8 protein-coding genes and 1 tRNA gene are annotated in these 11,306 nt (G+C 45.0%); 5 read left to right on the top strand and 4 right to left on the bottom strand.

Going from position 1 to position 11,306, the window contains the following annotated elements; all coding sequences use genetic code 11:
• Positions 1-2: 2 nt before the first annotated feature.
• From AB6805_RS26730 to AB6805_RS26715, 4 genes are all read left to right on the top strand, one after another.
• Positions 3-1,460: a RagB/SusD family nutrient uptake outer membrane protein gene (locus AB6805_RS26730; protein WP_370912493.1), complete on the top strand. Its 1,458-nt coding sequence runs from the start codon at positions 3-5 to the stop codon at positions 1,458-1,460.
• Between the two features lie 107 nt (positions 1,461-1,567).
• On the top strand, positions 1,568-2,854 hold the full coding sequence (locus tag AB6805_RS26725; RefSeq protein ID WP_370912492.1) for a TlpA family protein disulfide reductase: 1,287 nt from the start codon (positions 1,568-1,570) through the stop codon (positions 2,852-2,854).
• Between the two features lie 73 nt (positions 2,855-2,927).
• Positions 2,928-3,845: a TlpA family protein disulfide reductase gene (locus AB6805_RS26720; protein WP_370912491.1), complete on the top strand. Its 918-nt coding sequence runs from the start codon at positions 2,928-2,930 to the stop codon at positions 3,843-3,845.
• Between the two features lie 86 nt (positions 3,846-3,931).
• Positions 3,932-5,080 (top strand): redoxin domain-containing protein, encoded by a 1,149-nt coding sequence (locus tag AB6805_RS26715; RefSeq protein ID WP_370912490.1) that lies wholly within the window; start codon positions 3,932-3,934, stop codon positions 5,078-5,080.
• A gap of 656 nt (positions 5,081-5,736) precedes the next feature.
• Here the strand turns inward: AB6805_RS26715 and AB6805_RS26710 are convergent.
• Together AB6805_RS26710 and AB6805_RS26705 are read right to left on the bottom strand one after the other, a co-directional pair.
• Positions 5,737-5,810 (bottom strand) — tRNA-Met (locus AB6805_RS26710).
• A 124-nt stretch (positions 5,811-5,934) separates the two neighbouring features.
• Positions 5,935-8,469, bottom strand: a complete 2,535-nt coding sequence (locus AB6805_RS26705) for a mechanosensitive ion channel family protein (RefSeq protein WP_370912489.1) — start codon at positions 8,467-8,469, stop codon at positions 5,935-5,937.
• 178 nt (positions 8,470-8,647) lie between these two features.
• On the opposite strand from AB6805_RS26705, the gene AB6805_RS26700 reads away from it, so the two are divergent.
• On the top strand, positions 8,648-10,216 hold the full coding sequence (locus AB6805_RS26700) for a glycerol-3-phosphate dehydrogenase/oxidase (protein WP_370912488.1): 1,569 nt from the start codon (positions 8,648-8,650) through the stop codon (positions 10,214-10,216).
• A gap of 45 nt (positions 10,217-10,261) precedes the next feature.
• Here the strand turns inward: AB6805_RS26700 and AB6805_RS26695 are convergent, their stop codons facing one another.
• Positions 10,262-10,852 carry a nitroreductase gene (locus AB6805_RS26695; protein WP_370912487.1) on the bottom strand — a complete coding sequence of 197 codons (591 nt, stop codon included), beginning with the start codon at positions 10,850-10,852 and terminating at the stop codon, positions 10,262-10,264.
• 12 nt (positions 10,853-10,864) lie between these two features.
• Complete coding sequence (locus AB6805_RS26690; RefSeq protein ID WP_370912486.1) at positions 10,865-11,305, bottom strand: acyl-CoA thioesterase; 441 nt, start codon at positions 11,303-11,305, stop codon at positions 10,865-10,867.
• Position 11,306: the final 1 nt, after the last annotated feature.

Here is an 11,306-nt window from a genome sequence, read left to right as displayed (position 1 = left end):
AGATGATGAAATCCATTCATAGGGTATTACTACCCATCCTGTTTATATCGTTGATGCTTCAGACTTCATGCTCCAAAGACTTTTTGGAAATTGAGCCTAAAGGCTCCCGTGTGGCAAAAACAATGCTGGACTACGAGCAATTAATGAACGCAGTGAGCCTGCAGGTTGCCTATCCTCCGTCTTTATACATGGGTGATGAAATGGCTGCCCAGGCGACCTATATGGACGCTGCCCAGATCAGATCGCAAAGACTGTTCAGGTTTGAAGCAAGGATATACGATGAAGATCAGCTTCCCAATGAAACCTGGCCACTGACCAACATTTATACCTTTAATAAGGTTATAAACGAAGTGATGCAATCGCAGGGAGGAACCGATCAGCAAAAACGTTCCATCCTAGCGGAGGCCAAAGTCGGACGGGCGCTTTGCCATCTTTATTTTCTGAATGATTTTTCGTTGCCCTATAATGCTGCTACTGCTGCTACGGATTTGGGGGTGCCACTGCTTACAAAGGCAGACGTAACCCAAACAACATTTGTACGGGCCTCTGTACAGGAATGTTATGATTTTATTATTAAGGATTTAACAGATGCATTGCCTGACCTTGGCCCATTAACACATAGGCGAAAATTCTCCAGGTTGGCGGCGGAATTCATACTGGGCCGTGTTTATCTGTATATGGCAAAATTCAGTGAGGCCAGCACACATGTGGATGCTGCATTCGCGGAGCTTGACAAAGCTGCAGTGCCTCTCACATTATACGATTATAACGTCGTACTTGACCCCGATAACGATAATTCATGGTTTCCTGACTTCGGTTTCGGACTTTCAAATTATCCATTGGCTGCTAATAATGTGCAGGTGATATACAATCTCAGTATGATTAATTTTCAGCTGCAACAAGCCAATACCTATGTGTTTTCCCCGGAAACGGCTGCCTTATATGATCCGGCAGATAAACGCCTGGAACTGTTCTCAGGAATTGAAATGTTCAATCCCGACAAAACCTTTCCGGGGGGAATGAGGCGCTACTCCGCATCACTTTTTTCCGGATTGGAAATAGGTCCTTCATTACCTGATCTCTACCTGATGCGCTCAGAGCTTAAAGCAAGGGCAGGCGACCTCGCAGGGGCAAAGAGTGATCTCGAAATGCTGCGGTCCAAAAGGATGCCTGCCAGTATCGCAACTGTACCTGCGAATATAGCGGAAAGTAAAGAGGCATTGGTTCGCTACATCCTTGATGAACGTATTCGTGAATTCGCCACCTCCGGCATGCGCTGGTGGGATATGCGCCGGCTTTCAGTAGATCCGGTTTATAGCAATACGGTTAAGTACACACATAAACTTTATGATGACGCCGGTAACGTGGTCGCAACCTATACACTCAATCCGGAGAGATTTGCCCTAAAGTTCGGCGAAAGAATGCTGGCCGCGAACAAGGGATTGGTGGAAAATGAATAGAACTGCTAAGTTAATGACAACATACAGTTGCACCATATTTACCTGGCAGAAAATTCAATCGTAATAATTTAAAATTTTCAATACCGTTTAATCTGAATCTGATGAAAATGAAAAAGTTAATCTTGCTGTTGCTGATTTCCGGTTCCGTCTTCGCACAGCAATCGCCATCCATGAAGTATAACTTTAAGGATTTTACTTCAATAGTAAACGTGGAAGACCAGGAGAGGCAATACAATGAAATGCTGAAAGCAAATCCAATAGACCCTGCCAAACCATTAATGTATGAGGAATACCGTGCACAGCTGGCTATGGGATGGCTTACCAAAGGGAATTTTGAACGTTATTGGTATTATAAAAACACCAGGCCGAAATTCAACGTGCTTCAATTCCTGTATCTGACTTATGCGCTGGATAACCTCTTTGATGCAAATGCCAATCCGGGCGAAGTAGAAAAGGTTTCAGCCGGGATGTTGGAAGATCTGAGCACAGGAGCATTGAAAGATGGAATTGGCAGAACGCAGACCGTTATGGAGATAAACGCAGCAACTAATGCTCAACTGGGAAATACAGATACGGCATTGCAGTTATTGGCGAAATCATCCGAAGTAAAAGACGGCATGCGCGAAATGTGCTATTTCAAGGATGCGAAATCCAATTACCTGAACCGGTATGGCGTAGTGATGCTTGCTGCCGGCAAGTACCAGGTGGCATTCGATACCTTGAGTAAAGCATTCAGGGAAGCGGAGTCAAACCCGGTGATGGTTAATACATTCAGGTTGGTATATAAAAAGGTAAAGGGTACCGAAAATGGATTTGAGGAATATCTTAAATCCCTGAAGGATGAAGCATATCATCACTGTTATAAGGAAGTGGAAAAGTTGTACATAGCATCACCGAAAACGACGCTCGACGGTGCAGTACCTATCCCGGGAGGGGATGGTAAAATGTTTACGCTTTTTCACGCCACGAAACCTGTAAAAGATATATCACTGCCGGATCTGGAAGGAAATATCGTTCATCTCAGGGATTATAAGAACAAGGTGCTGGCCCTGGATTTCTGGTCCACAGGATGTACTCCGTGTGTAGCTGCTTTCAGCGGATTTGAGCGTGTGGTGGCGGACTATAAAAAAGATGCATTTCAAATGTTTGTGGTAAGCCTGTTTGAAGACAGGGCTACCGTGAAAACTTTCGTGAAGAAAAAAGGGATTACTCTCAACGTTTTACAGGATGAGGAAAACAAGTTCTTTGATGTCCAGGGAACACCTACTAAAATCATATTTGACCCATTAGGTAATATAAGATTCTTTAGTTCTGGTTACGCCGGTTCCACGGATAGGGAGTATTACAAACTGAAGTCTATGGTAGAGATCACAAAATCCAGGTATAAAGGGTAATGCAATTTGTGCCTGTTAGGTGATAATAACCCGATTTAAAACGAATGTGGCTTTTGCCTTACAAAAAGTATTTATGAGAAGAGTGTTTTTTTTGATATTGACCAGTCTGGTAGCTTTGTCCGGCATTGCGCAGGACAACCACCCGGTTTCGTGGAAATTCCGTAGTGACTCAATAGCGCCACTCACGTTTAAGATTGCCTTCGTGGCGTCTATCAACGAACCGTTTCATATTTATCCACAGTCTTATGATGGTGGAATGGGAATGCCTACTACCATTACATGGGGAGAAAATCCGAATGTTCAGTTGATAGGAGAGATGGAAGAAAAAGGAGCAGCATCTTCTACCGGGGAAACTGTGGCTTATTACGCGAAGGGTGTTACGTTTTCACAAACTATCAAACTCAGGGCAGATGAGAAGACAGTATTGCATTTCCGGATCAGGTACATGGCATGCAATAATCAAATGTGTCTTCCTCCTTCATCAAAGGAGTATACGCTGACTGTAAATGATGCTAATGGTGTTGGTGTTACTACTGAGAATGAAAAAGCGGAACCGGTACCGGGTATGCAGGAAGCAGCGCAGTATGAGGATTTTGCGCTGCCGGATGTAAAAGGAAAAAAGATCTCCACCAAAACAATCATCTCCGGAAACAAATATACATTTATCGATTTCTGGGCCAGCTGGTGTTCGCCATGCAGAATGCAGGCAAAGGCACTTGTTCCGCTTTATGCCAGGTATCGGACCAAAGGATTGGGTGTAATTGGCGTGTCTCTTGACACGGATGCTGCAGCCTGGAAGAAGGCAATAGAGAAGGATGGTTATACCTGGACAAACCTGGCAGACCTGAAAGGGTTTGATTCTCCTGTTACTAAAAAATATCACATTAAGGCTATTCCAAGGAATTTGCTGGTAGATAATAAAGGTGTAATTGTTGCCAGGGATCTCCATGGGAAAGAGTTGGAAGCAAAGCTGATGGAACTGTTTAACTAAATGCTTTTCCTGATGGCAACGTAGTAATCACCCATTGTAATTCATATTATAATTCGATTTCTGAATCCTAATTAATCCTACTTAAATTGAGAAAGTTAATCATAGCCGGTTTGTCAATAATGCCATTGGCAGCTTTTGCTCAAAGTAATAATAAGTTTACTATCGATGGCAAATATGGCACAGGCAACGCCCCTGAAAAAGCCTACCTGGAGTATACGATGGGAGGTGAATCCATTATTGATTCCGTTGAATTGAAGAATGGTACTTTCAGATTTGCCGGCAGGGCGTCCACTTCGCCGGTATCCGCTACATTAATCTTTGATACGAAAGGTGTTGGGAGAACTAACAGCCTTGAACAGTTAACCGTTTATCTTGAGCCGGGTAGCATTCATATTAAAACGAATGGGGCTACAGTTGCCGGATCACAGGTAACCGGAACCCCCAGGAATAATGATTATAACGATCTTAATAACCTGGTTGATGCCGGCTTTTCACAAATGACCGATGAAGACAGGCAATTCATGGAAGGAAAGGTGTCACCACAGACCACGCAGGATTACGAGGCCAAAGTGGAAGGATTCCGGAAAAGGTTTAGTGACATGACCAAAGATGCCTATATTAAGTTCCTTCAGTCCCATTCTGCATCAATGCTCAGTTTGGAATTGTTTCCCAAAATCGCTTACGAGCAACGCTATGACGTAGTGAAGCCTTTGTTCGACGGGTTATCATTCAGCATTAAAAATAGTAAGGAAGGTAAGAAAGTAGCCGCTAACCTGGATAAAATGAGAGTGACTGCAATAGGGCAACCGGCGCCGGACTTTGAAGTGCCCGATGCAGAAGGGAAGCTGGTTAAACTTTCGTCATTTCGTGGCAAGTATGTATTGGTTGACTTCTGGGCTTCCTGGTGCGGACCATGCAGGGCAGAGAACCCTAACCTGGTTAAAGTCTACAATAAATTCAAAGACCGGAACTTCACAATTGTCGGTATTGCTCTCGATAAGCCTGACAGCAAAGCGTTGTGGTTGGCTGCTGTTAAAAATGACGGACTTCCATGGCTTCAGCTTTCTGATCTGAAATTTTGGGATAGTGCGGCTGCGAAATCATATGGCGTCCAGGCAATTCCCCAGAATTTTTTGATCGGTCCTGATGGAGTTATAGTTGGAAAAACATTGTCAGGAAAAGCGTTGGAGGAAGCATTAAGTGAAATATTTTATTCTGTGCACACGGCTAAGTGACAATTGAGGAAGTAGAGGAACAATTAATAAATAAGGAAATTGAACCAGTTACCTGTAAAAGATGGTATAATAAATTATCAGTTGCGAAATCTGTCTTGTTCTATGAAATTGAAAAACTAAGCAGTAATATAAATGAAAAGATGAGCAGATTGGAGAAGGCTATACCGCATTTACGCAAATCTGAAAACTCTATATGAATCTTTAGGATTGATGGGGAAACAGAAGCGCTTAAATGGGGTGTTCAAAGCTAATCTCATATTTACTGGAGAGCGAAAATGAATTTATGCAAAATAAAAAAGCTCCGAAAGGAGCTTTATATAATTAATTCCTTAAAGGATGTTTAGAGTTAGTTTCTGTAGATTTTAATTCTTGTTGATTTATATTTATTTGTTTTCTCTCCATAGTAACCTCCTTTTTTATTTGTATTTGTTGTGTAGTAACAGATGAGTTTTGACTTGCCTCTTCTTTTGCATGCTTTACATACATACCTGTTAAATAAATATAGAGCACTAGTAAAAAGAACTTTCTAACCCTAAACCATCCTCCAGAACACCTGGGTGCTGATTTATTAAAAGTACATCGCAAATTTTACGCCAAGCGTAAAATATAATTAAAAAGGCTTCCAAGCACATGCCTGAAAGCCTTCTAAAATTTCGTAGCGAGATCGGGAGTTGAACCCGAGACCTTTGGGTTATGAATCCAACGCTCTAACCACCTGAGCTACCTCGCCTTATTCTCCATCCGGATCGCTGTAACTACTATCAGTAGCGCCTGCTGCTCCAAAACGGGAGTGCAAAGATAACGGCTTAAAAATGAAAATTCAAAATGAATCCAACGTTTTTTTAGAATTTTTTTTAAAGAGGATCGCCCGGAGCAGGCTTATCCCATTTTTTCAACAACGACTCATCCACCGACCGGATATGCAAATCCCGCTGTGGATAAGGGATTTCAATACCGGCCTGATTAAGGGCGGTGTAAATAAACGACATCACCTCATTTTGAAGCCTGCCCGCATTATCCAGGTCACCTACCCAGAAGTAAACCTTGAAATTCACCGCGTTATCTCCGAAGTCGGTTAGCTGTATAAAAGGAGCGGGAGCAGTGAGCACATCTTTACGATCGGTAAAGGCGGAGTTGATAATAGCTGTCACCTGGTCGATATTACTTCCATAACCAACGCCAAGCGCAATTGTTATACGTTTATTCCGGTTGGTCCGGGTCCAGTTGATCAGTTGTTGGGATATGAGGTCGCCGTTGGGAACAATTACTTCTGAGCCGTCGAAGGAATTGATCTTACTGGAACGGATGCCTATTTCTTTTACAACGCCGGAACGGGGTCCCAGTTCTATCACATCACCAACTTCTATCGGCTTTTCAAAGGCGAGGATGATGCCGGATACCAGGTTGTTCACGATGTTCTGCAAACCAAAACCGATACCAACGCCCAGAGCGCCTATTACAATAGTGATTTTATCCATGGGAATACCGGAGGCGGCAAATGCCAGCAACACGCCGCCGGCAAGCACTGCCAGTCGGAGTAACAACAGGGCGGAACCGAATTTCGTTTTTTTATTGGGATTGGCGCTTTGACCGGTGTTACCAAACATATATGCAATCAGCTGCGAAGCCACAGTAGCCACCCATATTACCAGGATAAAAATGATGACGCTGCTGAAAGTAAAATCCGAATTGCCGAGCTTATGTTTGGAGGAGAGGATATCGGTAATAACCTCATAAATAATATCATACAAATAAACACTGCGGGATAAAATTGCCAGCCAGCCTACAAAGCCCAGGATCGTGAGGAATGTTCTCAGTTTTTTCTGTACTTCCTGGTAGTCCATAAAAGAAATGAAGGTGCTGGAATCTTTATTGGCCTCCACCTGGAGATAAACAGCTTCCATCAGTATTTTTACAAGCGTAAATAAGCTAAGCGCCATTACTGTGCTCACAACAGCGGTAGATCCCATGATTTTGGCAGTGCCCACCCGCGCAAAAATTACCATGATAAGGGAAAAGGCGCTGATGATCATAAATAGCATCAGTACCGGCCTGGTAAATTTCGGTTGCGCAAAAGTGGTAAGCGACGATTCTTTCAGCAGCCGGTTACCCAGCAGTAGCGAAAGAATGGCGCCTATCAATAATCCCCATTGTTCGGTATAGGTAACCTCTATCAACAGGTTATTCAAACTGTAAATAAACAGCAGGCCGGCCAGTAATAACCAGCTTTTGAATAATGTTTTAGGAAGATGTGTGCGAAAGATAAAGGTCAGCGCTATCACATTTAAACCCCAGGTGATTTCTGTAAAAAGAATAGGATAACGTACAGAAAGTACGGCGGACAAAGTGGCAATCAGTACCACCGTACAGGCCACCGGGTTGCGGTACAGGTACCGGGCGTGTTGGAGGATGGTTTCGCCTTCCTGTTCAGGATGATTGTGCCGGATGCGTTTAATATTGTTGTGTACCCACCAGGAAAATAGTATGGCCAGTAGTAACCATACAAAAAATACAGGCCATTGTATAGAAAAAAAGATGTCGAGCACCTTCGTGCTTTTATGCAGCGAATTTTTCAGTACCGGGAAAAATTCAAGAGGGTTGATACTGTCGCGGTGAGGCTTCCAGAGGTAGCGGTAATCCCGTACAAACATGTTGGAGGCGTATTGTTGCAACCGGTAGTCCATGTCCTCATAGAGATTGGAGGCTTCAATATACCGGTTCGCCACCTTGTTTTGCAGCAGTCCTATCTTAATAAGACTGGCCTTATTCGCGCTGTCTACGGAACGGAATTTAAGCACGAGGTTGGTCACCTGGCCCAGGTAAAAACCATATAGCTCATCTTCAGAAGGGATGTTCCGCATAGCGGTATCTCCGCGGATAAGGCGGATTGTGTCGTTAATGTTTTTCAGTTTCTCGTAATAGGAAAACAGGGCGCCCTGCCACGATGTGAGCTTTCGTTGCACCTGCTCCAGCATTACTTTATTGGTATATATATCGTTGATATTCGGTGTGCGGCCCAAACTGGCAATATTGTACCTGATCAGCGCGAGGGAAGTATCTGTCAGCGGCAGGCCGGCAATGATCCGCGAGGTGTCAAACCCACGGCGGAGGGAACTCATAAGGTCGTTCAGCGTCAAGGTGTAGCTCTCAATGCGGTTGATCAGGATGGAAACAGAAGTGTCCGACTTTCTTACCCGGTTGGTATCTTTCGATAACGCCTGGATATTCTTGCTGATGGTAGCACTGTCAACAGCTACCAGGTGAATGGTATCGGTTTTGGGCTTACGCTTACGGCTTTGTGCATCGGCGTTGTAGCTCCCGGTCATCAATACCAGCAGTATCAGCAGCTGAAAAAAATATCCGTAATTGAGGTGAATCCTGGTAAACATATGAAGCTGTAAAATTGAATGATCTCTAGGAGGAACATTTTTAATGCCTAAATGTTCCTGAATTTAAAACTTTTAACTCTCCCGGCCGTTAAGTTTTCTGGAATCGGCTGCTTTATTTGTCCGGTATCCGATTCCTCAGTATTTTGTATAGGATTGGCAGACCAATGAAAACTAGCTTATGAACAGAGAAATGCTTGTTACCTCATTAAGAAAGGATCTCGAACCCTGGGATATCATAGTGATCGGGGGAGGGGCTACTGGTCTTGGTGCCGCCCTGGAAGCGGTAACACGGGGTTACAGAACCTTGCTCCTGGAGCAGGTGGATTTCGCAAAATCCACTTCCAGTAAAAGCACGAAGCTGGTACACGGAGGCGTACGTTATCTCGCACAGGGCGATGTGTCGCTGGTAAGGGAAGCCAGTGTGGAACGTGGATTGCTGGCTGCCAATGCTCCACACCTGGTACGTAACCTGGCTTTCGTTATTCCTACTTTTAATTTCTGGGAGAACCTGAAATATACTGTTGGCCTCAAAATGTACGACTGGCTGGCAGGCCGGCTCAGTTTGGGGAAGTCCGTACATATTTCGAGATCGGCTACCCTGGAGCGGTTGTCTACGCTGAAGCAGGATCGGCTTGCTGGTGGCGTGCTGTATCACGACGGACAGTTTGATGATTCGCGCCTGGCCATTAACCTGGTACAGTCCATTTCAGATAATGGGGGTACGGTGCTGAACTATATGCGTGTTACCGGTTTGCGAAAAGATGGCTTTGGAAAAATCAGCGGACTAACGGTAAAGGATACCCTGGGCGGTGGAGAGGAAATATATCTTAATACCCGGGCAGTCATCAATGCTACCGGTGTGTTTGCAGACGATGTACTGGAAATGGATAACCCGGCTGCACCAAAATCTATTGCGGCAAGCCAGGGAGTACACCTGGTACTCGACAGCGAATTTCTACCCGGGCATAACGCCCTGATGATCCCGTCTACCAGCGATGGAAGGGTGCTGTTTATTGTGCCCTGGCATAATAAAGTAGTGATGGGTACTACCGATACCCCGGTGAATCATATCAGCCTGGAACCCCGCGCACTGGAGGAGGAAATTGCTTTCATACTCCGCACAGCAGGTCAGTATTTGTCAAGGGCGCCGCAACGCTCGGATGTCCGCAGTGTGTGGGCCGGTCTTCGCCCGCTTGCCGCCGCTAAAGCAGAGGGGCATAAAACAAAGGAAATCTCCCGCAGCCATAAAATAATCGTATCTGCGTCAAATCTTATTACAATAATCGGTGGTAAATGGACTACCTACCGCAGGATGGCGGAAGACGTCATACATAAGCTGGAAGTGGTGCTGAAGTGGAAGGAAACAGCCTCCGTTACCCATCACCTGAAAATTCATGGCGCTACCGATAAGGTGAACTGGGAAGATCCCTGGTATTTCTATGGCAGTGATGTATTGCACCTGCACCAGATGGTGGCGCGTCAGCCGAATCTGCAGGAGGTGCTGAGCGGGGAATATCATATCATTAAAGCGCAGGTAGTATGGGCTGTGAGGGAGGAAATGGCCCGCAATATTGAAGATTTCCTGGCCCGCCGTACGCGCCTGCTGTTCCTCGATGCAAGGGAAGCGCTGCGTATAGCCCCTGCCGTAGCCCGGATTATGGCGGAAGAATTACATAAAGATGAACATTGGGTAGCTACGCAGATCAGCAGCTTTGCTGATGAAGTAAACGGGTATCTGTTAAAATAATTTATAGGAAGATGGGGATCAACAGGTCCCCATCTTCTTATAAAATTACATCCATTTGAACTTCTCATTAAAAGGTTTCACTCTTCTTCCCGGTTGCACAGGCTCATCTGTGTAGCCCATATAAAAGAAGCCAAGTACCAGGTCTTCTTCTCCCAAACCAAAATATTCCTGCATGGCAGGGTGGTAGGTCATCCCGCCGGAACCCCAGTAGGCGGCAATACCCAGCGCAGTAGCGCCCAACCAGATATTTTCTACTGCGCAGGATACCGCGGCGATTTCTTCCAGCGCCGGGATCTTCGGATTGTTCCCGCGTTTCATGCAAATCGCCAGTACATGCGATGCCAGGTTGCCCTGTGTTTTCAGTTTGTCGTAGTTACCTGGAATATATTTATCAGCCGGGGTAAACTGTTTGTACATATCTGCATGATCTGCACAAAACTGCTGTACCTTATCGCCGCTGTATACTACAAAGTACCAGGGTTCTGTATATCCGTGTGTGGGGGCCCAGTCGGCCAGCTGCAACAGTTGTTGTACCGTTTCGTCTGCAATCTTCCGGCCGTTCATGCTGGTGGGTTTCACCGTACGGCGTGCTATAATCGCCTGCTCCACTGCAGTGGAGGTGGTTGTTTCATCCATAATCTGTTGTTTTTATTTTCCTGTTTCCAGTCGTGCCTTCATATCGGCCGGTAGTTTTGCTACTTTATGTGCTTTGTAATCAAAGCATATCATACCGGTTTTAGCTTCTGCGATGGTAATCGTTTGTCCGTTACGGTTAGTGGTGATGCGATAAAACAATTCGAAGCCCAGGGCACTAAATTCGCCCGCCGCAATGGCGATGTCAAATATATCTCCGTAAAATCCTTCGCCTTTGTAAGCAATGGCTACATCAGCCATAATAAAACCATCGCCGGCTTCATGATCCAGTTCTTTATAGCCGAGGCTGTTGAGGAACTGTATCCTGGCTTCATGAATAATAGACAGGATGGCGTCATTGCCTACGTGGTTGCCATAGTTAATATCCCGTATCCTTACGGGAATTTGTACGCTGAACGGGAATGTTGCAGGTAAATCTATCTTGACTCTTGCCATA

Origin of the sequence: Chitinophaga sp. RCC_12 (genome assembly GCF_041360695.1) — a bacterium.
Classification (GTDB): Bacteria; Bacteroidota; Bacteroidia; order Chitinophagales; family Chitinophagaceae; genus Chitinophaga.
This window is presented reverse-complemented; position numbering and strand designations above follow the sequence as displayed.

What these genes read in the sequence shown, in the direction of transcription:
- AB6805_RS26690 (WP_370912486.1), bottom strand. Translation starts at nt 11,305, where the DNA reads ATGGCAAGAGTCAAGATAGATTTACCTGCAACATTCCCGTTCAGCGTA.
- AB6805_RS26700 (WP_370912488.1), top strand. Translation starts at nt 8,648, where the DNA reads ATGAACAGAGAAATGCTTGTTACCTCATTAAGAAAGGATCTCGAACCC.
- AB6805_RS26730 (WP_370912493.1), top strand. Translation starts at nt 3, where the DNA reads ATGATGAAATCCATTCATAGGGTATTACTACCCATCCTGTTTATATCG.
- AB6805_RS26725 (WP_370912492.1), top strand. Translation starts at nt 1,568, where the DNA reads ATGAAAAAGTTAATCTTGCTGTTGCTGATTTCCGGTTCCGTCTTCGCA.
- AB6805_RS26695 (WP_370912487.1), bottom strand. Translation starts at nt 10,852, where the DNA reads ATGGATGAAACAACCACCTCCACTGCAGTGGAGCAGGCGATTATAGCA.
- AB6805_RS26705 (WP_370912489.1), bottom strand. Translation starts at nt 8,469, where the DNA reads ATGTTTACCAGGATTCACCTCAATTACGGATATTTTTTTCAGCTGCTG.
- AB6805_RS26720 (WP_370912491.1), top strand. Translation starts at nt 2,928, where the DNA reads ATGAGAAGAGTGTTTTTTTTGATATTGACCAGTCTGGTAGCTTTGTCC.